Consider the following 19317-nt stretch of genomic DNA (forward strand, 5'->3'; position numbering starts at 1 on the left):
GCAACGCATTGATCAACGTCACCAGCGGGCGCCTGCGCCTGGCAGTCTTCGGCGCCCTCGCGCTGGCATGCGCACCCGCGGGGGCGCAGTGGGCCACCGTTCGCGAGCGCGTGCAGCAGACCACGTACGAACACAACACCAGTGCGTGGGTGCTGGGCCAGGTCCGCATGCGCAGCACGCACGACCCGGTGACGGGCGGTGTCTTCGGGATTGCGCGCACGGACTACGAGCCGACCACCGCGTTGCCCGTGCGCGTGTACAACAACGTGCATCTGCAGGAAACGCGCACCTACAACGCCGATGGCACGCCGTCCACGATTTCCGACGGGCGCGACAGCGCCGGGTTCGACACCACCACCGCGTATGCCGACTGGAAACGCGGCGTGCCGCAGCGCATCACGTTCGCCGACGGCACCTCGCGCCTCGCGACGGTCGACGACGCGGGCCTGATCCGCACGGTCACCGACGAGACCGGCGCGAAGACCTGCTACGACTACGACGCGATGGGCCGCGTCAGCCGGATCACGCATCCCTCGGAGACACAGCCCGGCACCTGCGACACCAGCGCCTGGCACGCCACCACGGTCACGTTCGCGCCCGCGGGGCAGGCGCTCTTCGGCATCGGCGCCGACCACTGGATGCGCACGGAAGACACGGGCGGCCATCGGAAGGTCACGCATTACGACGCATTGCTTCGGCCCATCGTGGTCGAAGACATCGACGTCGATGCCATGGCGGACACGCACCGCTGGACCGCGATGCGTTACGACGCGGCGGGTCGCCAGGTCTTCGCGTCCTACCCGCGCAACCTGTTCCAGACCGGCTGGGTGGATTGGGACACCGTGACCGGGGGAACGCGCACGACGTACGACGCGATCGGCCGCGTCACGCGCGTCGAGCAGGACTCGGAACTCGGCGTGCTCGCCACGACGACGGAGCACCTCGACGGATTCCAGACGCGTGTCACGGCGCCGCGCGGGACGCAGACGCTCACCCGCTACATCGCGTGGGACCAGCCGACCACCGACCTGCCGGGCCTCATCACGCAAGCCGGCCAGGTCACCGAGATCCGGCGCGATGCCGTCGGCAAACCGATGCGCATCACGCGCCGCGATGCGTCGGGCGCGCTATCGGTCGACCGCACCTTCGTTTACGACGGCGAAGGCCGCCTGTGCCGCACGAGCGAACCGGAAACAGGCAATACCGTCACGGGCTACGACGTGATGGGCAACCTCGCCTGGCAAGCGACCGGGGTGACGCTGCAAGCCAACGATTGCGACCACGTGGTGGCGTACTACCAGGGCCGGACCACGACGCGCGAGTACGACACGCGCGGACGCCTGCGCGCGGTGGCGCTCCCCGATGGCCGCGGCAACCAGGCGTGGTCGTACTGGCCCGATGGCCAGCCGCACCGCGTGACCACGTACAACGCGACCGGCAACGGCGCGCCGGTCGTCAACACGTACGCGCACAGCGCGCGTCGGCTGCTGACGGCAGAGACGCTCGAACACGATGACGGCACCCGCTGGACGCAAAGTTATGGGTACGACCGCCATGGCCACCTCGCTGCGCTGACCACGCCGAAGGGCACGGCCCTGCAGTACGCGCCGAATGCGTTGGGCCAGCCCACGCAGGTCCGCGATACCGATGGTGCGACGTATGCGTCCGATCTTGCGTACTACCCCAACGGCACGCTCCGCGCCTTCCGCTACGGCAACGGCATCGTGCACGCGATGACGCAGAACGCCCGCCAGTTCCCGGCGCGCGTGACGCACGGCGGCGGCGCGATGGACTACGCCTACACCTACGACGCGCATGCCAACCCGACGCACATCGTCGACCACGTCCGCGGCAGCACCTTCGACCGCACGTTGGCGTACGACAGCCTGGACCGCCTGACCGAGGCCACGTCCTGCAGCTTCGGTGGCGACTGCAAGCATCGCTTCGCCTACGACGTCCTGGACAACCTCAAGTCGTGGACGCTCGCAGGCGTCAAGGACTACGCCCACTACCACTACGACCCCGGCACCAACCGCCTGGCGAACGTGCAGAACAGCGCCGGTGCCAGCGTGGTGGGGCTGGGGTACGACGCGCAAGGCAACCTGACCAACAAGAACGGACAGTTGTACGCGTTCGACTACGGAAACCGGCTGCGGTCGGTGCACGGCAAGGAAGCCTACCGATACGACGCGCACGGGCGCCGGACGCAGGCCGATCGCGCGGCGCACGGGCGCAGCGTGTTCTCCATGTACACGCAGGACGGCCAGCTCGCGCACCAGCGCGATGACATCAGGGGCGAGGATCGCGATTACGTGCACCTGGCCGGCAGCCTGCTGGCCACGGTGGCGCATCGGCACAGCGATGGCGCTGTGACCACGACGTTCCAGCACACGGACGCGCTGGGCAGCCCGGTGGCGATCAGCGATGCAGCGGGCAACGTGATCGAGCGGTTGGCGTATGAGCCGTTCGGTGCGGTGATCGGGAAGCCGGGGCATGACGGCGTCGGGTTTGCCGGCCACGTGATGGATGGCGGAACTGGGTTGGTGCAGATGCAGCAGCGGTCGCAGGACAAAGAACTCGGTAGGTTCCTAACAGGTGACGAGGCGTCCGTTGACTTCGTCACGGGTTCGAACTTCAACCGCTACAGCTACGCGAACAACAACCCATATCGTTTTGCAGATCCGGATGGGCGATTTGCCATCCAAATTGTTGGGGGCATAGCGGGTGCACTGATTGGAGGAGGTGGCTCCTACCTGAGCGGGAACTCCACAAAAACGGTAATCCGGGACACTTTGATTGGATTCGGTGTCGGCACCCTGTCGACGATTCCGGGAGGAGGCGCCTTAGCAGTGGGAATTCGAAGTGGGTTGGCTTCTGCGGCAGGCGATGCGTCAAGCCAGGCGCTAGAGAACGGAGTCAAGAACATCGATAGCGCAAGGACATTAAAGGCCGGTGTTCTAGGCATGGCCGTGGGTGGCGCCGCAAAGGGAGTGGCTGATCGAATGGTGCCGAACAAGAACATTCCCGGCCTACCCCAGTCCCATCCGCTCGTCAGAGAAGGTCGTGCCATTGCACAGTCCGGCTCCGAAACAAGAGCCGGCCCGATTCGCAACGCGACGGAAGTCGCGACAGCTGGGGGCACAGGCGCCGCGGTGACCGGAGCGCAGATTCTTGTGCAGGACAGGAAGGAGCAGAAATGAAGCAATTCATCCAAAGCCTTCAGCGGGAGAATCCCTGGGAACTCCATGGATTCGTTTTCTCCATTGCTGCCGGAATCTCCTTCGCCAGTCTCAGCTATGCTTTCGTTGCGCTCATGGAATACCCGGACGACGTTCCGTTGCGCGATGTCCTGGCTCCGGTAGACGCCGTAGTGTTTTTTCTGGCGCTTGCCATGTGCGCCTTCATTTCGTACGTAGGATCGATGCTCGCATCCGTTCTGGTGTTGCGAATGAAGCGAAGCATTCTTGTAAAGGTGAAGTCCGCAACAAATTGGTTTCCGTGAAAACAGCGGCAGCTTCCACGCTCATTCTGGTCAATGTCCAGACAATTTCTACGTTCGTGAATGCAGCCCGAGGGCAGACCGATTCCCTTGCGGGTCTACGGCGACGGCGCCGATCTGCATCCGGGCAGCAACCGATTCTCAAGCTGCGCCTCGCTCCCTACTCATGAAGTGAGGTGCTTTACGCCGACTGGGCTCGTATTCGATGTGCTTTCGCAACCGTCGAGTGCCATCCCGACGGCTTTGTCTTCGATCAATTCGTGAGCCTCGCAGGGACAAGCACCCGCCGCCACTTCTGCGAAATACAACAATGCACTTGGGGACAAGGCTGGCGCCATCGTTCCGCCTGATCGCTGCTGATCGGAGTCGCTATGAAAGTGAACGACTACTTCGAATTTGATGACGAGCACCCGATTCCAAACCTGGACGTCGTTGACATCAACACAGTCAAGACGAACGGCGGATCCGATCTTTTCGTTATTGTTGCGACGCCACTCGCGGATGATCCTCGATCACTGAAGCGCTTGCTACGCAAGATTGAGCGCTATCTGGAGTTTTTGAACTCCGAAGAATTCTTGGCGCAGAGTGGCCCCCCCACAACAGCAAATACCAACATCATTGTGAAACTGCATCCAGAGTCCAGCAGAGCTGCATTCGAGCTCGTTGAAAGAAGCCGCGAGCGGGTCATCAGCAACAATGCAAACTTGGTGATTGACATGCAGGTTTGAGCTGAACGTCGTGAACCCGGCGCTCCGGTGCGCAAAAGAAAATCGTATGCACACACCGCTCGAAGCGAGGTGCGTTGCGCCCTCGGGATGGGTACTCGATCGGCTGGCCAACGAATTTGCCCCGTGCCCGCCGGACGGCTTTGTTTTCGATTGATTCGTGAGCCGAAGAAATAGACTCTGTCGTTGCAGCCCAACAATCTCTCAATTCGTAAGCCCCGATATGTCTTTCGGTGAACTAGCTGCACTTATCTCCATCGGCTATGTCTGCGGAGTGTCCGTTATTGGCGGATTCGTCCTGTCTGCGGTGAGCCAGTTCTACGTGGCAGGCAAACACCGAGTTCGTGAAGTCCTTTGGATCGGGGCCATGATTGTCACCATCTCCACGACTACGTTGGCGCCTGTTTTTGCCATGGGAATTCTAGTGTTCGGCGACGATCCGAATGGCCCTGGGTTCTATCCTCGAATGGTTACGTTCGTCGCCGCGCTTCTCGCCGGCTTCGGTTTTGCGTTCGGAGCCGCGGTTCTCTACAACAAAGCGATTCGCTCATACCAGCCTCAGTCGAAGGTCGCAAAAAGCAACGACCCTTGAGCGTTTTGGCCTATGTGGCGAGCTCTTTGCAGTGAACTAGGCAACACGCGAGTTGGAATCGAACATGGAAATGCTGACCTATCCCCACGCTGGAAAAGTTCTTTCGAAACTGCTCGTTGGCTCGCAGCTTGACTCGATTCGCGTGTACAGCCTGCTGGTTGAGCTCTCATTCTTCCGCCCCGACGAGCCGCCGGCCGGTACTCCCAAGATGATCTGGGTTGTCGCTTCTGGCGAGATCGAAGTGTCATGTGCAATGCCGGATAGCCCTGTGGATTTCTTCGAACGCAGATCCAGAGCAATCGCAAGTCTCTATAACTGCATGGGTCAGTTCGTAGAGGCCGTGCGACCTGAAGAGCACAAGCTCTCTATTTCCGTTGGCGCCGTATCAATCACGCTGTCGCCTGACAACAAGGACGTCGATGCTGAGTTCTGGGCGCTCATGGACGACTCTCCAGACGTGACTTCCAATCATGAGTGGCTGATTGCAGGACTGTCTTCGGGCATTACGCTGATCGAGCCCAGGACACTATGAAAGGACACGTCTGCTTTGCGTCACCGATTCCATGGGCTTATCCGCACTTGCTATACCCACAATTCAAGCAAGTAGCACACCCATCCATGATCACCACGGCTTTCGTCGAGCACTTGTGGCACATCGTCGCGCTAGGCGGAAAACTCGCGCCATCGCCGGTCACTTCGATCACTTCTTCCGTACGCGCATCGGCCCCGTTGGCGGCGCCGAAGCTCACGTCACTGTTTTTTTTTGAGCGCTGCTCGTACGCCGCACGCTTCTCTGCAATCAACGCCCGCTGCGCCGGCGACATGTCGGGATCGTGGATCAGCCCGATCGACTTCATGTGGTCTTCGACGATCGCGCCCAGCTCGGCCACCAGGCTCGGCATGTACACGCCGCCCGCCTTGAAGTAACCGCCGCGGGGATCGAACACGGCCTTCATTTCTTCGACCAGGAACGTCACGTCGCCGCCCTTGCGGAACACGGCGGACATGATGCGCGTCAGCGCGACGATCCACTGGAAGTGCTCCATCGACTTGGAGTTGATGAAGATCTCGAACGGGCGACGCAGTTCGTGCTCGGTGCCGGCGTTGAGCACGATGTCGTTGAGGGTCACGTACATCGCGTGCTCGACGAGCGGCGACTTGATCTTGTACGTCGAACCGATGAGGACCTCGGGACGCTCGATGCGCTCGTGCATCTGGATGACGTCGGCGGTCGGCAGTTCGGCTTCCAGCGTCGCGCGTGCGACGGCTTCGGCTTTCGCTTCGCGTGCCTTGTCTTCCGGAGTGACGACGGCGTAGCCCTTGATCTTCTTGTCGATTTTGACGGCCATGGGAATTCTCTAAGGTGTGTCGAAATCCCCTCCCGCGTTTTCGCGGGAGGGGTGGTGTTGCTTACTTCGCCGCCTTGCGGGCGGTCTTGCGGGCGCCGGTCTTGCGCGCCGTGGTCTTGCGACCGGTCTTCTTGGCAGCGCGCTTCACGGCCGTCTTCTTGGCGGCGACCTTGCGGCCCACCTTCTTGACGGCGCGCTTCACGGCGGTCTTCTTGGCGGCGACCTTGCGGCCGACCTTCTTGACCGTGCGCTTCGTCGCGGCCTTCTTCGCGGCGACCTTGCGGCCGGCCTTCTTGACCGTGCGCTTGGCGGCAGCCTTCTTGCCGGCGACCTTCTTGGTGGCTTTCTTGCCCGCGCGCTTGGCGGCGGCCTTCTTGCCGGCCACCTTGCGCTTCAGGGTTGCGGCTTCCTTCTTGGCGGCGGCGGAAGCGGAAGCGAGCTTCTTCTTCGCGGTGCCCACTGCCTTCTTCGCAGCCTTGGTCGCTTTCTTCGCGGTCTTCTTCGCGCCGGTGACTGCCTTGCCCGCGCGCTTGGCGACGGACTTGGCGGTCTCGACCACGGTGTCGGCGGCGTTGGAGAGGGTCGCGGTGACCCCGTTGCCATTGCTCATTTTGATTCCTCGTTGGGATGGCCTGTGGAACAACGCGATCCTATACCCGTCACGTGCGTGAACAAGTAGTCGAGACGAGTTTCAGAACTTCCCGTAGTAACCCTCTTTGAGCGCGTCGAACAGGTTGGCGGCGGAGTGCATCTCGCCGTCGTACTCGATCTGCTCGTTGCCCTTGACCTCCAGCACCGTGCCGTCTTCCAGCTCGAAGCGGTAGGTCGTGTTCTCCAGGTCCGCCTCTTTCACCAGCACGCCCTGGAAGGCGGCGGGGTTGAAGCGGAACGTGGTGCAGCCCTTCAAGCCCTGCTCGTGGGCGTAGCGGTAGATGTCCTTGAAGTCCTCGTACGGGTAGTCCGTGGGGACGTTCGCGGTCTTGGAAATCGAGGAGTCCACCCACTTCTGGGCGGCGGCCTGGACGTCCACGTGTTCCTTCGGCGAGATGTCGTCGGCGGAGATGAAGTAGTCCGGCAGGCGGCCCTCGGCGTCTTCGGCGAAGGGCATGGCCTTCTGGTTCACCAGCTCGCGGTAGGCCAGCAGCTCGTACGAGAAGACGTCCACCTTCTCCTTGGTCTTCTTGCCTTCGCGGATCACGTTGCGGCTGTAGTGGTGCGCGAACGAGGGCTCGATGCCGTTGGAGGCGTTGTTGGCCAGCGACAGCGAGATGGTGCCGGTGGGCGCGATCGAGGAGTGGTGGGTGAAGCGCGCGCCGACTTCGGCCAGCTCTTCCACCAGTTCCGGGGCGACCTCGGCCACGCGCTGCATGTAGCGCGAGTACTTGGCGTGCAGCATCTTGCCTTCGATTTCCTGGCCGATCTTCCAGCCGTCCTTCACCATCTCCGGGCGCTTGCGCAGCATCTCGGCGGTGACGGGGAAGCGCTCTTCCATGATCGGGGCGGCGCCCTTTTCCTTGGCGAGCGTCAGGCCCGTTTCCCAGCCGGCCACGGCCATGTCGCGGGCGATGCGCTCGGTGAACTCGCAGGATTCCTTGCTGCCGTACTTCATGCGCAGCATCGTCACCGTGCTGCCCAGGCCCAGGAAGCCCATGCCGTGGCGGCGCTTGCGCATGATCTCGTCGCGCTGCTGCTGCAGCGGCAGGCCGTTCACTTCGACCACGTTGTCGAGCATGCGGGTGAACACGCGCACGACTTCCTTGTATTCCTCCCAGTCGAAGGAGGCTTCGTCGGTGAACGGCTTGCGGACGAACTTGGTGAGGTTGACCGAGCCCAGCAGGCACGCGCCGTACGGCGGCAGCGGCTGCTCGCCGCACGGGTTGGTGGCGCGGATCGTCTCGCACCACCAGTTGTTGTTCATCTCGTTGACGCGGTCGATCAGGATGAAGCCCGGCTCGGCGTAGTCGTAGGTGGAGACCATGATCATGTCCCACAGGTGCCGCGCGCGGATGTGGCCGTAGATCTTGCAGGCCACCAGGCCGTCTTCGCGCGAGACGTAGTTCTTGTGGGTCGGCCATTCGCGCCAGACCACTTGTTCCGGGTTATCGAGCTCGACGTCGCCCTGTTCCTTCGCGTTGACCGGGAACACGAGCGGCCAGTCGCTGTCGTCGGCCACCGCTTCCATGAAGCCGTCGGTGATCAGCAGCGAGAGGTTGAACTGGCGCAGGCGGCCGTCTTCGCGCTTGGCGCGGATGAAGTCCTTCACGTCCGGGTGCGAGACGTCGAACGTGCCCATCTGCGCGCCGCGGCGACCGCCGGCGGACGAGACGGTGAAACACATCTTGTCGTAGATATCCATGAAGGACATCGGGCCCGACGTGTACGCGCCGGCGCCGGCGACGAACGCGCCGCGCGGGCGGAGCGTCGAGAATTCATAGCCGATGCCGCAGCCGGCCTTCAGCGTCAGGCCCGCTTCGTGGACCTTGTCGAGGATGCCGTCCATCGAGTCTTCGATGGTGCCGGACACGGTGCAGTTGATCGTGGACGTGGCGGGCTTGTGTTCGAGCGCGCCGGCGTTGGACGTGATGCGGCCAGCCGGGATCGCCCCGCGGCGCAGCGCCCACACGAAACGCTCGTACCAGTACTTCTGCTTCTCGGCGGAGGTCTCGGCATCGGCCAGGGCGCGGGCCACGCGCTGGTAGGTGCCGTCGATGTCGGCATCGATCGCCGCGCCGGACTTCGTCTTGAGGCGGTACTTCTTGTCCCAGATATCGGCCGAGGCCGGCTGCATCGGGATCTCTTGTTCTGCGTCCATCTTCACCGCCTCGAGGCGCACCGTGCTCATGCTGCTCCATCTCCTCGTCGTAGCCGGGTCGTGCCCGGTTCTTGTCGTTGTTCGGTCGCCATCCGGTTCCACGGAACGAAGCGGGAAACGCCCGGGCGGGCGTGCTTCCTGCTGCCTTCGATTGCCGGATTTTCCCCTGCCGGAACCGTGATTGCGGTCCCATCGGCCTCTTCGGTTGCTTCCCGCTGTAAACGGCGTGGAACACAACCTTTGGGGCCTTCCCCATTCACCACCACAACATGTTGTGGCGAATGGAAGGCGAAACTACGCCCGCCCCGGAGCACTGTCAACGGGCTTGCGCGAAGCGGCCGCGCCGTGCCGACGAGGGGCGAGGGGCTGCAGAAACGGCATTGCGCGAGCGCACAGGACACGAACTTGCGGCCTTTGCGAAAGTCACTGGTTCGCGCGCTCCGGGCCTTGATCCGGTTGCGCCAAGGCGCGATTTCACATCGCATAGTCACGCCCCTATTTAATTCGCTAACGCCGGGACAACGAACACGATGCGCCCAACGCCCCTGAAAACCCTTGCCGCCCTTACCCTCGCTGCCGGCTTCGGCGGCTTCGCTGCGTCCGCGCTCCGCGAGGGCCTGGAAGCGCCCGCGAACGCGCAACCGCCCGCGCCCGCCGCGGCCGTGCCCGCGATGGCGTCGATGCCGCCCGCGGTCGATGGCACGCCGATGCCGTCGCTGGCGCCGATGCTGGAGCACGTCACGCCCGCCGTCGTCAGCGTGCACACCAAGCAGCGCGTGCGGATCCGCAACCCGTTCGCCGACGATCCGATGTTCCGCCGCCTGTTCCCCAACGTGCCGCAGGAACGCATCAACCAGTCGCTGGGTTCCGGCGTGATCGTCGATGCCGCCAAGGGCCTGGTGCTGACCAACCACCACGTGATCGAAGGCGCGGACGAGGTGTCGGTGACGTTGTCCGACGGGCGCACGTTCCCGGCCACGTTCGTCGGTTCCGATCCGGATACCGACGTCGCGTTGATGCGCATCCAGGCGGACAAGCTCGTGGCGTTGCCGCTCGCCAATTCCGATCAGCTGCGCGTCGGCGATTTCGTCGTCGCGGTCGGCAATCCCTTCGGTTTCAGCCAGACGGTGACCTCGGGCATCGTGTCCGCGGTGGGCCGCAGCGGCCTGCCGGGGCTGGGCTTCCAGAACTTCATCCAGACCGATGCGTCGATCAACCCGGGCAATTCCGGCGGCGCGCTGGTCAACCTGCGCGGCGAACTGGTCGGCATCAACACGGCCACGTTCAATCCGCAGGGCTCGCGTGCCGGCGACATCGGCCTGGGCTTCGCGATTCCCGCCAACCTCGCGGGCAACGTGATGCGCCAGCTGTCGACCACCGGCGAAGTGCGGCGCGGCACGCTGGGCATGGACACGCAGACGGTCGACGAGCAGCTGGCGAAGGGCCTGGGCCTGGATGCGCCGCGCGGTGCGGTGGTCACGCGCGTCTACGCGGGTTCCGGCGCCGCCGCGGCCGGCCTGCGCGTGGGCGACGTGGTGCTGGCGGCCAACGGCCAGCGCATGGACAACCGCGAGGCGCTGCACAACTTCGAAGGCTTGCAGGCGGTCGGCAGCACCGTCGACCTGGACGTGCGCCGCGGCGGCAAGCCGGTCGCCATCAAGGCCACGCTGCGCGAACAGCCCCGTTCCTACGAGGGCAGCGCCCTCGATCCGCGCCTGGCCGGGGCCACCTTCACCGAACTCCCCGAGCGCTTGCGCCAGTCTGGGCTGGATGGCGTGCTGGTCAGCGCGGTATCCCGCGGCAGTCGCGCGGCGCAGAATGGCCTGCAGAAGGATGACGTGGTCCTCGCCGCCACCAGCGGCGAGTTCGGCGACCTGGGCGGGTTCCGCGCGAGTTTCGCGCAGGCCCCGCAACAGCTCGTGTTGCGCATCCTGCGTGGCAACGCGCGCGGCGACCTGCAGATGCAATGACGATCGAAAGATCCCCCGAACGTTCCACCAGCAAGGAGAAACGCGATGTCCCCCGATAACAATGGTCGTGCCACCGACGCGATGAAGCAGGACCTCAGCGAAGCGGGCTCGCACTTCAAGGGTGCCGCCGTCGCCGCGGGCGATGCGCTGAAGGGTGCTGCTTCCGCCGCCGGCGACGAAATGCGCTTGGGCAAGGCACAGATGAAGGCCGAACTCGCCGACGGCACGCTCGCCGGCATTTCCGCCGCCGAAAACCTCGGTTCGGCCAGCCGCGAACAGATGGACGTGCTGATGGACAAGGGCCGCGACCTGGTCGACAGCGCCGCCGAACTGATCCGCGAGCGTCCGCTGGCGTCGTTCGGCGTCGCCTTCGCGGCGGGCTGGCTGATCGCCAAGCTCGGTCGCGGCAGCAGCGACAAGTAAGTCGCTGCCCTCCGCATGAACGCCGGCGACGAGGGGAACGCAGGCGATCCGGGCGCGCGCGACGAGCGCGACGCGCCCGGGCTCGCGGATGCATTGCGCGAACTCGGCGCCACGGGCAAGGCCACCTGGTCCGCCGGCCGCGAAGCGGCCACCGCATTCCGCATCCTCGTCTCGGCCGACATCTCGCTGGCGCGCAGCGCCTTCGGGCGCACGCTCGCGTTCACCGGCGTCGCCATCGCGTTCGGTGCGTCGGCGTGGTTGCTCTTGATGGCGGCGGCGATCGCGGGCCTGAGCCTCGGGCTCGGCTGGCCGTGGTGGTTGTCGCTCGTGCTCACCGCGGCATTGAGCCTGGTGATCACCATCCTCTGCGGCTGGCTGGCGATGCACTACTTCGAACACACGCGCCTGCAGGCCACGCGTCGCCAGTTGGCGCGCATCGGCATCGGCGAACTGTCCGGCCTGATGCCCGATGCCGGTTCCGGCAAGACAGCGAAGGAAGGCGCGGAGCAAGTCACCGCCGCCACCGACGAAAACGGCGTCAAGAAAGGGCTCGGCGTCGACGTCACGCCGCCATGAACGCAGGCATGCGATTCCGTTGTCTCCTCCAACTGCAGAGCACCCCGTGGGCTTCGAAGCACTGATCGAGAAAGTCCACCAGGCCGAGTCGGCGCTGGAAGCGCGCGAGCGCGCGGCCGCGGCCGACTGGCGCCAATTGAAGTCGTCGTGGCGCTCCAGCTGGACGCCGGGGCGCATCGTGATCGCGGGCCTGGTGTCCGGCTTCGTCGTGGGCAAGGTGGAACCGGTCAAGAAGGTCGCGAGCGGCGGCGGGTTGCTCAACCTGCTGTCCGCCGCCGCGGGGTTGTTCGCAGGCGGCAGTGCACAAGTGGCCGCGGGCGAAGCCGCGCACGCGGCGAACACCGCCGAACAGACCGCCTCCGCCGTGGATCCGAACAGCGCCGCCGCCGTCGCACAGGCGGCCAACGCGCCGCGGGCGGGCGCATGAGCTACGTCTTCGAAACGGACGGCGAACCGCAACCGCCCGCGCGACCGCGATCCTCCAACGCGGCGATCGTGCTGGCCTCGCTCGCGGTCGCGTTCACGCTGTACCTGGCGCAGGACATCCTGCTGCCCGTGCTGCTGGCGATGTTCTTCGCGCTGGTGGGCAATCCGATCCTGCGGCTGCTGCGCCGCCTCTACGTGCCGCGCTTCATCGGCGCGCTGCTGATCATCGGCCTGGGCATCTTCGGCACCTACACGCTCGCGCGCGAACTGGTGCAACCCGGCGCCGAATGGATCCGCGAAGTCCCGCGCCAGATGCGCGACCTCGCCCCCAAGCTGCGTTCGCTCACCAAGCCGGTGACCGAAGCGAACAAGGCCGCCGAAAGCATGGCGCGCGCCGCCGGCGGCGAAACGACGGGCGGCAAGGTGCAGGTGGTCAAGACGGCGGTCGACGATCCCTACAAGGCGCTGATGTCGACGCCGCGGATCATCGCCTCGGTGCTGGCGGTGGTGCTGCTGACGTTCTTCTTCATGGTGTACGGCGGCGACCTGCAGAAGAACGCGATCGCGCTGCTGCCCGGGCGACAGCAGAAGAAGCTGACGGTGGAGATCCTCCACGCCATCGAAGCCGAGATCTCGCGCTACGTCCTCACGATCAGCATCATCAACATCCTGGTGGGCCTGATCTACGCGGGCCTGCTGTACTTCTTCCTCGACGTGCCGCTGGACGAGGCGATGCTGTGGGGCACGATGGCCGCGCTGCTCAACTTCGCGCCCTACGTCGGCCCGCTGATCGGCATCGTGGTGATGCTGCTGATGGGCTTCGTGACCTTCGACACGCCGCTGGAATCGCTGGTGCCGGCCGCGATGTACCTGGGCCTGCACACGCTCGAGGGGCAGATCATCACCCCCATCGTGCTGGGCCGGCGCATGGCGCTCTCGCCGCTGGTGCTGATCCTGTCGCTGATGGTGTTCGGCTGGCTGTGGGGGATCATCGGCCTGCTGCTCGCGGTGCCGCTGCTGGTGTGCGTCAAGCTGGTGCTCGCGCGCATCGACGGCATGGACGGGTGGGCCAAGCTGCTGGAGTGACGGCGGCCGGGGTGGTTCGACGGGTCCGGCGTCCGGCTTAGAATGCGGCGGTGAACCCACAAGTCCGCGCCATCACCCTCGACCTCGACGACACGCTCTGGCCCTTCGCGCCGATCGGGGCGCGCGTGGAAGTGGTGCAGCACGCCTGGCTCGCCGAACACTGCCCGCGGACCGCGGCGCGCTTCCCGCTGGCGGAAATGCGCGTGCTGCGCGAGGCGATCAACGCCGAACACCCGCACCTCGCGCACGACTTCAGCACGCTGCGCCGGCTCACGCTGGCGCGCGCGATGGAGTTGGCCGGCGACGATCCGGCGCTCGCCGAACCCGCGTTCCAAGCCTTCTATGCCGAGCGCAACCGCGTGGAGTGCTACCCCGACGCGATCGGCGCGCTGCAACGCATCGCCGCGCGCCTGCCGGTCGCGGCGATCACCAACGGCAACGCGGACCTGGCGCGCATCGGATTGCGCGAACACTTCGCCTTCCAGCTCGGCGCGAGCGAACACGGTGCGGCGAAACCCGATCCCGGCATCTTCCGCGCCGCGTGCGAACGCCTGGGCGAAGCACCGCACCACGTGCTGCACGTCGGCGACGACATCGAACTCGACGTCCTCGGCGCGCACCGCGCGGGACTGCGCACGTGCTGGATCCACCGCGACGACCTGCATCCCGATCCCGTCTGGCCGCATGCGCACGTGCGCCCGGACCTCGCTTTCCCGACCCTCGACGCGCTGGCCGACTGGCTGGACGCTCATCTCCAGGACGACGTCGCATGACTGCACGGACTGCATTGCCCGCCCGCCCGATGCCCGCCCGCTCCCTGCCCGCAGGTTTCACCGCGCCGGCCGACACGAGCCTGCCGTTGTTCTGCGTCGAGCGCGCCGGCTTCGACGACTGGCGGCGCCTGCAACTGCCCGCGCTCGGCGGCTGGATCGATGCGCAGACCTTCAGCGCGACCTCCGGCAGCGTGTTGCTGCTGCCGGGCGAACACGGCATCGCCGGCGCGGTACTCGGGATCGGCGATCGCCTCGATCCGTATTCCTACGCACATGCGCCGTTCGCCTTGCCGCCGGGCGACTGGCACCTGGCGACCGACCTCGACGACGACGCGCGCCGCGCGCTGCAACTCGGCTGGGGCCTGGGCGCGTACAAGTTCGCGCGCTACAAGGCGCCGATGCGCGCCCCGGCGCGCCTGGCGATGGACGGGCTGGACGACGAAACCCTCGACACCCTCGCCGCCTGCGTGCGCGTGCGCGACCTGGTCAACACGCCCACCGAAGACATGGGCCCCGACCAGCTGGAACAGGCGTGCTGCGAACTCGCCGAGCGCTTCGGCGCGAAGATCGAAGTCATCAGCGGCGATGACCTGCTCAAGCACAACTTCCCCGCCATCCACGCCGTCGGCCGCGCGTCGTATCGCGCGCCACGGTTGATTTCGCTGCAGTGGGGCGACGACGCCGCGCCGCACCTGGCGATCGTCGGCAAGGGCGTGTGCTTCGACACCGGTGGCCTGGACATCAAAGCCGCCGACGGCATGCGCAACATGAAGAAGGACATGGGTGGCGCGGCGCACGCGATCGCGCTGGCCGAACTGGTGATGGCGCGCAAGCTGCCGGTGCGCATGACGCTGCTGGTGCCCGCCGTGGAAAACGCAATCGGCCCGATGTCCTACCGCCCCGGCGACGTACTGACGACGCGCCTGGGCGTGTCGGTGGAAATCGACAACACCGACGCCGAAGGTCGCGTCGTGTTGTGCGATGCGCTGGCGTTCGCGGCGGAAAGCAAGCCGGCGTTGCTGATGGACTTCGCCACGTTGACGGGCGCCGCGCGCATCGCGCTGGGCCCCGACCTGCCGGCGCTGTATTCGAACGACGAAAGCGTGGCCGGCGCATGGATCGCCGCCTCCGCCGCGCAGCGCGACCCGGTGTGGCGCATGCCGTTGTGGCGGCCGTACCTGCGTTACCTGATCAGCGGGATCGCGGACATCGCCAACGGTGGGCCGTCGCGCATGGCGGGCAGCATCACGGCCGCGTTGTACCTGGAGCGCTTCGTGCCCGAATCGCAGCCCTGGGCGCATCTCGACGTGTATTCGTGGAATGACACGGATCGCGCGGGGAAGCCGGCGGGTGGCGAAGCGCAGGGCTTGCGGGCGGCGTGGGCGATGTTGAAGGCGCGGTTCGGCTGAGGCGTTACAACCAGCCCTTCTGCCGCGCAAGGCGATACGCCTCGATGCGGTTGCCAACGCCAAGCTTCCCGATCGCCTCCGACAGGTAATTGCGCACGGTGCCGCTCGACAGGTTCAACCGCGTCGCGATCTCCGATGCGGACAAACCTTCGCCCGCCAGGCGCAGCGTCTGCCGCTCGCGATCGTTGAGCGGATCGGCTTCCGACCATGCATCCACCGCGAGCTGCGGATCGATCGCGCGTCCGCCGCGATGCACCTTGCGCAAAGCTTCGGCGAGATCTTCCGCCGGTGCGTCTTTCAGCAGGTAACCCGACACTCCCGCGTCCAGCGCACGACGCAGAAAGCCCGCGCGCCCGAACGTCGTGACGATGACGACCTTGATCGGCAAGCCCTGCCGCTGGATGCGCTGCGCGAGTTCGAGGCCGGACAAGCCGGGCATCTCGATATCCGTCACCAGCACGTCCGGCTTCAACCGCTGCAGGTCGCGCCACGCGGCTTCGCCATCCGCCGCCGCGCCCAGCACTTCGATGTCCGATTCCAGTCCCAGCAACGCGGACAATGCGCCCCGCACCAGCGCCTGGTCCTCGGCGAGCAGGATGCGGATCATGCGAGCGCCACGCGCACGAGCAGGCGCGTGCCGCCGCCGCGCGGCGAATCGATGCTGAGCGTGCCGCCGAGCGCGCGGACGCGATCGCGCATGCCGGCCAGCCCGTTGCCATCGGTGGCGACGCCGCCGCGGCCGTCGTCTTCCACGCATAGCTGCACGCTGCGCGCGTCCTGCTCGAAGCCGATGTGCGCGCGGCCCGCGTTGGCGTGGCGCGCGATGTTGGTCGTGGCTTCGCGCAGGATCAGCGCGAGGCCGCGCTCGACTTCCGGCGACAGGCCCTGCGGCGGCGCACCGTATTCCAGGTGCACCTGCGAGGACTCGAGCATCAATCGCGCGGAGGCGAGTTCCGCGGCCAGGTCTGCGTTGCGGATGCCGGTGACCGCGCTGCGCACTTCGGCCAGGGCGTGGCGCGCCACGCGCTCGGCTTCCTCCAGTTCGCGCTTCGAGGCGCCGGGGTCGCGATCGGACAACTTGCGCGCCAGCTCCAGCTTCAGCGTGATCAGCGACAGCGTGTGGCCGAGCAGGTCGTGCAGGTCGCGGCCGATGCGTTCGCGTTCCGCCGTCGCGGCCAGGCGCCGCACTTCGTCGTGCGACAACTTGAGCGCGTCGTCCTTCTCGTTGTTGGTGCGTTCGACGTTGACGATCACGCCGATGATCAGCGTCATCACCGGCACCCACACCATCGCCTGCCACGGATAGCCGACGGCCACGGCGACGATGAGGAAGGCGGCGTTCAAGCCGGCGATCTGCACCAGGTAACGCACCAGCGAAATGCGCTTGCTGGTGCGCAGCATCACGCACCCGAACACGAAGTAGCTGATGCCCGAGGGATACCAGGGCATCAGCACCAGGCACAGCGCCGCCATGCCGAGCGCGTAGCGATAGGCGATGCGCCGGGACGACAGCATCACCTTCGCGTACAGCGCGAGGAACACCGGGTACGACAGCCCCGTGAACAGCGCCCACTTCCACGAGTACTGCCCGCCGAACAACGGCGTGATGAACACCCACATCGACCACAGCAGGTGCACGCCTTCGGACCACGGCGACACGCCGCGGCGGATGCAGTCGGCCACCGCGGAATCGGGCGCCGGCGCAAAACCGAAGCGCGCCAGCAGGCGCGCGACGGCAGGTGGGAACGGGGACGAGGCAGCGTGCATGCGCAGGATGCTAGCGCGAAGCCTTCAACCGTTGCGACGCAGGCGACGCGCCGCCAGCGCCAGCAGGCCCACGGTGAACGCCGCGAGGAGCAAGGCGTGCGGCAGCGGGTTCACCTGCGCCAGGTCCACCGCATCCAGCGCGAGCAGGTTGAGGTGGAACGCGGGGAGCACCGGCGCGAACGCCTGCACCGCATGCGGCAGCCCCGACAGCGGGAACCACAGGCCCGACAGGAACGCCATCGGCAGGTACACCAGGTTGATGATCGCGGGGGCGCCCTGGCCTTTCACCAGCGTGCCGAGCAACAGGCCCAGCGCGCAGAACGGCAGCACGCCGGGCAGCTGCACCAGGTACAGGTGCGCGATCTGCGTGGCGGTGAGCGGCAGGTGCGCGACGAACGTGGCGATCAGCACCAGCAACGTCACGACCACGGCGGCCATCACCACCGCCATCGACATCTTGCCGACCAGGTACGCGGCCGGCGGCATCGGCAACGCGCGCTTCAACGTGAGCAGGCCGTTCTCGCGTTCGGCCGCCAGCGACACGCCGAAGCCGAACAAACCCGGCGCCATCACGCCGAACGTCGAATACGCGGCGAGGAGATAACGCGCGGCCTCGGCGGAATTGGAACGCGCCAGGAACACGCCGAACATCAAATAGAAGATCGTCGGGAACATCAGCGTCGGCAGCACGAAGCCCGGGTTGCGGAGGTAGCGCAGGCATTCGCTGCGCATTTCCTGCAGGTAGGCGCCGATCACGCGCGCACGCGGCATGGCGCTGGCGGCGGGGCGTTCGGACAGGATCGACAGGTCGGGCACGGTGTTCATCAGGCGGCCTCGCGCAGGGAGGCGACGGCGTCGTCGCGGGTGAGTTCGGTGAAGGCCTCGGCCAGGCCGGCGGCGCGCACTTCGAGCGCGGACAGCGTGTCGTCGAGCGCCAGCAGGCGGCGCACCACGGCCTCGGCGTGTTCGGTGGCGATGCACAGGCGATCGCCTTCCAGCGTGGCTTCGACGACGCCCGGCCAATCGGCCACGTCGGTCGGCGACAGCGTCGTGTTGCACCGCACGCGCTTCATCGACACGCGCGCACGCAACGCATCGACGCTGCCTTCGCTGATGATGCGGCCGCGCGCCATCACGCACACGCGGTCGGCCAGCGCTTCGGCTTCCTCGAGGTAATGCGTGGTGAGCACCACGCCGTTGCCTTCGGCGACGAGGTGGCGGATGGCGGCCCACAAGGTCTGGCGCGCCTGGATGTCCATGCCGACGGTGGGTTCGTCGAGGAACAGCAGCTTCGGCCGGCCGCACAGCGCGAGCGCGAACTGCACGCGCCGCTGCTGGCCGCCGGACAACTTGCCGTACGGACGCTTGAGCAGGTCGGCCACGCCGGCCAGGTCCGCGCTTTCCTGCACGGTGCGCGGCGACGGGTAATAGCTGGCGGTGAGGCGAATCAGCTCGCCGACGCGCAACGTCGCCGGCAACTGCGCGTCCTGCAGCATCACGCCGATGTTGCGGCGCGCGGCGATGTCCTGCGGATCGCGGCCGAACAGTTCGACCGTGCCCGCATCGGCGCGCAGCAGCCCGAGCAGCAGGCCGATCGCGGTCGTCTTGCCCGCGCCGTTGGGCCCGAGCAGCGCCAGCAGTTCGCCGCCGCGCAGCGCGAGGTCCACGCCGTCGAGGGCCTTGATCTTCCCGTAGGACTTGCTGGCGTGGTGCAGGCGCGCCAGGACGGCGTCGGCGGTGCGCATCGCGATGCTCCGGTATTGGATGGTGGAAGCATCGTCCCGCCACGGGGCCAATGGCGGCAGTCGCGTGTCACACGCCAAGCAGGTGACAGACGTCAGGTGACGCGAGGGGTGGCCGGCCGTAGCCTGCGATCCCGTCAATGGCGCGTGTCACCGGCCACGGTCACA

19 protein-coding genes are annotated in these 19317 nt (G+C 66.2%); 12 read left to right on the forward strand and 7 right to left on the reverse strand.

Features of this window, described 5'->3' with window-relative positions:
* The first annotated feature begins 8 nt into the window (after positions 1 to 8).
* From LYSHEL_RS05030 to LYSHEL_RS05050, 5 genes are all read left to right on the forward strand, one after another.
* Positions 9 to 3200, forward strand: coding sequence for an RHS repeat domain-containing protein (locus LYSHEL_RS05030; RefSeq protein WP_213498473.1), 3192 nt, complete (start codon positions 9 to 11; stop codon positions 3198 to 3200).
* A complete protein-coding gene (locus LYSHEL_RS05035; protein ID WP_213436312.1) occupies positions 3197 to 3502 on the forward strand; it encodes a hypothetical protein in 306 nt (101 codons plus the stop codon). Before LYSHEL_RS05030 ends, LYSHEL_RS05035 begins: the two co-directional genes overlap by 4 nt.
* A 368-nt stretch (positions 3503 to 3870) precedes the next feature.
* Positions 3871 to 4227 (forward strand): hypothetical protein, encoded by a 357-nt coding sequence (locus tag LYSHEL_RS05040; protein WP_213436314.1) that lies wholly within the window; start codon positions 3871 to 3873, stop codon positions 4225 to 4227.
* Between the two features lie 364 nt (positions 4228 to 4591).
* Positions 4592 to 4816 carry a hypothetical protein gene (locus LYSHEL_RS05045; RefSeq protein ID WP_213436316.1) on the forward strand — a complete coding sequence of 75 codons (225 nt, stop codon included), beginning with the start codon at positions 4592 to 4594 and terminating at the stop codon, positions 4814 to 4816.
* 64 nt (positions 4817 to 4880) lie between these two features.
* The gene (locus LYSHEL_RS05050) at positions 4881 to 5348 is read left to right on the forward strand and encodes a hypothetical protein (RefSeq protein ID WP_213436318.1); all 468 of its coding nucleotides are present in this window, start codon (positions 4881 to 4883) and stop codon (positions 5346 to 5348) included.
* Between the two features lie 37 nt (positions 5349 to 5385).
* Here LYSHEL_RS05050 and LYSHEL_RS05055 read toward each other — a convergent pair whose 3' ends face one another.
* From LYSHEL_RS05055 to LYSHEL_RS05065, 3 genes are all read right to left on the reverse strand, one after another.
* Positions 5386 to 6165 (reverse strand): TSCPD domain-containing protein, encoded by a 780-nt coding sequence (locus LYSHEL_RS05055; protein WP_213436320.1) that lies wholly within the window; start codon positions 6163 to 6165, stop codon positions 5386 to 5388.
* A gap of 61 nt (positions 6166 to 6226) precedes the next feature.
* Positions 6227 to 6775 carry a hypothetical protein gene (locus LYSHEL_RS05060; RefSeq protein WP_213436322.1) on the reverse strand — a complete coding sequence of 183 codons (549 nt, stop codon included), beginning with the start codon at positions 6773 to 6775 and terminating at the stop codon, positions 6227 to 6229.
* An 81-nt stretch (positions 6776 to 6856) separates the two neighbouring features.
* A complete protein-coding gene (locus LYSHEL_RS05065; RefSeq protein WP_213436324.1) occupies positions 6857 to 9007 on the reverse strand; it encodes an adenosylcobalamin-dependent ribonucleoside-diphosphate reductase in 2151 nt (716 codons plus the stop codon).
* A gap of 500 nt (positions 9008 to 9507) precedes the next feature.
* Here LYSHEL_RS05065 and LYSHEL_RS05070 point away from each other — a divergent pair, with 500 nt between their 5' ends.
* The 7 genes from LYSHEL_RS05070 to LYSHEL_RS05100 are packed head-to-tail and all read left to right on the forward strand — an operon-like array spanning position 9508 to position 15640.
* A complete protein-coding gene (locus LYSHEL_RS05070) occupies positions 9508 to 10947 on the forward strand; it encodes a Do family serine endopeptidase (protein WP_213436326.1) in 1440 nt (479 codons plus the stop codon).
* A 45-nt stretch (positions 10948 to 10992) separates the two neighbouring features.
* Entirely contained in the window at positions 10993 to 11370 is a 378-nt protein-coding gene (locus LYSHEL_RS05075) for a hypothetical protein (protein WP_213436328.1), read from the forward strand.
* 15 nt (positions 11371 to 11385) lie between these two features.
* Complete coding sequence (locus tag LYSHEL_RS05080) at positions 11386 to 11946, forward strand: phage holin family protein (protein ID WP_213436330.1); 561 nt, start codon at positions 11386 to 11388, stop codon at positions 11944 to 11946.
* Between the two features lie 46 nt (positions 11947 to 11992).
* A complete protein-coding gene (locus LYSHEL_RS05085; protein ID WP_213436332.1) occupies positions 11993 to 12373 on the forward strand; it encodes a hypothetical protein in 381 nt (126 codons plus the stop codon).
* On the forward strand, positions 12370 to 13458 hold the full coding sequence (locus tag LYSHEL_RS05090; protein ID WP_213436334.1) for an AI-2E family transporter: 1089 nt from the start codon (positions 12370 to 12372) through the stop codon (positions 13456 to 13458). The genes LYSHEL_RS05085 and LYSHEL_RS05090 overlap by 4 nt, the downstream gene beginning before the upstream one ends.
* 50 nt (positions 13459 to 13508) lie before the next feature.
* Entirely contained in the window at positions 13509 to 14231 is a 723-nt protein-coding gene (locus LYSHEL_RS05095) for an HAD family hydrolase (protein ID WP_213436336.1), read from the forward strand.
* A 29-nt stretch (positions 14232 to 14260) separates the two neighbouring features.
* The gene (locus LYSHEL_RS05100; protein ID WP_213437598.1) at positions 14261 to 15640 is read left to right on the forward strand and encodes a leucyl aminopeptidase family protein; all 1380 of its coding nucleotides are present in this window, start codon (positions 14261 to 14263) and stop codon (positions 15638 to 15640) included.
* 4 nt (positions 15641 to 15644) lie between these two features.
* Here the strand turns inward: LYSHEL_RS05100 and LYSHEL_RS05105 are convergent, their stop codons facing one another.
* The 4 genes from LYSHEL_RS05105 to LYSHEL_RS05120 are packed head-to-tail and all read right to left on the reverse strand — an operon-like array spanning position 15645 to position 19152.
* Positions 15645 to 16247, reverse strand: coding sequence for a response regulator transcription factor (locus tag LYSHEL_RS05105; RefSeq protein WP_213436338.1), 603 nt, complete (start codon positions 16245 to 16247; stop codon positions 15645 to 15647).
* Positions 16244 to 17407: a sensor histidine kinase gene (locus LYSHEL_RS05110; protein ID WP_213436340.1), complete on the reverse strand. Its 1164-nt coding sequence runs from the start codon at positions 17405 to 17407 to the stop codon at positions 16244 to 16246. The genes LYSHEL_RS05105 and LYSHEL_RS05110 overlap by 4 nt, the downstream gene beginning before the upstream one ends.
* Positions 17408 to 17431: 24 nt before the next feature.
* Complete coding sequence (locus tag LYSHEL_RS05115; RefSeq protein ID WP_213436342.1) at positions 17432 to 18232, reverse strand: ABC transporter permease; 801 nt, start codon at positions 18230 to 18232, stop codon at positions 17432 to 17434.
* Positions 18232 to 19152, reverse strand: coding sequence for an ABC transporter ATP-binding protein (locus LYSHEL_RS05120; protein WP_213436344.1), 921 nt, complete (start codon positions 19150 to 19152; stop codon positions 18232 to 18234). Before LYSHEL_RS05120 ends, LYSHEL_RS05115 begins: the two co-directional genes overlap by 1 nt.
* Between the last annotated feature and the right edge of the window lie 165 nt (positions 19153 to 19317).

The sequence above is a fragment of the Lysobacter helvus genome (genome assembly GCF_018406645.1).
Taxonomy (GTDB): Bacteria; Pseudomonadota; Gammaproteobacteria; order Xanthomonadales; family Xanthomonadaceae; genus Noviluteimonas; species Noviluteimonas caseinilytica.

What these genes read in the sequence shown, in the direction of transcription:
- LYSHEL_RS05035 (WP_213436312.1), top strand. Translation starts at nt 3,197, where the DNA reads ATGAAGCAATTCATCCAAAGCCTTCAGCGGGAGAATCCCTGGGAACTC.
- LYSHEL_RS05040 (WP_213436314.1), top strand. Translation starts at nt 3,871, where the DNA reads ATGAAAGTGAACGACTACTTCGAATTTGATGACGAGCACCCGATTCCA.
- LYSHEL_RS05045 (WP_213436316.1), top strand. Translation starts at nt 4,592, where the DNA reads ATGATTGTCACCATCTCCACGACTACGTTGGCGCCTGTTTTTGCCATG.
- LYSHEL_RS05050 (WP_213436318.1), top strand. Translation starts at nt 4,881, where the DNA reads ATGGAAATGCTGACCTATCCCCACGCTGGAAAAGTTCTTTCGAAACTG.
- LYSHEL_RS05055 (WP_213436320.1), bottom strand. Translation starts at nt 6,165, where the DNA reads ATGGCCGTCAAAATCGACAAGAAGATCAAGGGCTACGCCGTCGTCACT.
- LYSHEL_RS05060 (WP_213436322.1), bottom strand. Translation starts at nt 6,775, where the DNA reads ATGAGCAATGGCAACGGGGTCACCGCGACCCTCTCCAACGCCGCCGAC.
- LYSHEL_RS05065 (WP_213436324.1), bottom strand. Translation starts at nt 9,007, where the DNA reads ATGAGCACGGTGCGCCTCGAGGCGGTGAAGATGGACGCAGAACAAGAG.
- LYSHEL_RS05070 (WP_213436326.1), top strand. Translation starts at nt 9,508, where the DNA reads ATGCGCCCAACGCCCCTGAAAACCCTTGCCGCCCTTACCCTCGCTGCC.
- LYSHEL_RS05075 (WP_213436328.1), top strand. Translation starts at nt 10,993, where the DNA reads ATGTCCCCCGATAACAATGGTCGTGCCACCGACGCGATGAAGCAGGAC.
- LYSHEL_RS05080 (WP_213436330.1), top strand. Translation starts at nt 11,386, where the DNA reads ATGAACGCCGGCGACGAGGGGAACGCAGGCGATCCGGGCGCGCGCGAC.
- LYSHEL_RS05090 (WP_213436334.1), top strand. Translation starts at nt 12,370, where the DNA reads ATGAGCTACGTCTTCGAAACGGACGGCGAACCGCAACCGCCCGCGCGA.
- LYSHEL_RS05100 (WP_213437598.1), top strand. Translation starts at nt 14,261, where the DNA reads ATGCCCGCCCGCTCCCTGCCCGCAGGTTTCACCGCGCCGGCCGACACG.
- LYSHEL_RS05105 (WP_213436338.1), bottom strand. Translation starts at nt 16,247, where the DNA reads ATGATCCGCATCCTGCTCGCCGAGGACCAGGCGCTGGTGCGGGGCGCA.
- LYSHEL_RS05110 (WP_213436340.1), bottom strand. Translation starts at nt 17,407, where the DNA reads ATGCACGCTGCCTCGTCCCCGTTCCCACCTGCCGTCGCGCGCCTGCTG.
- LYSHEL_RS05115 (WP_213436342.1), bottom strand. Translation starts at nt 18,232, where the DNA reads ATGAACACCGTGCCCGACCTGTCGATCCTGTCCGAACGCCCCGCCGCC.
- LYSHEL_RS05120 (WP_213436344.1), bottom strand. Translation starts at nt 19,152, where the DNA reads ATGCGCACCGCCGACGCCGTCCTGGCGCGCCTGCACCACGCCAGCAAG.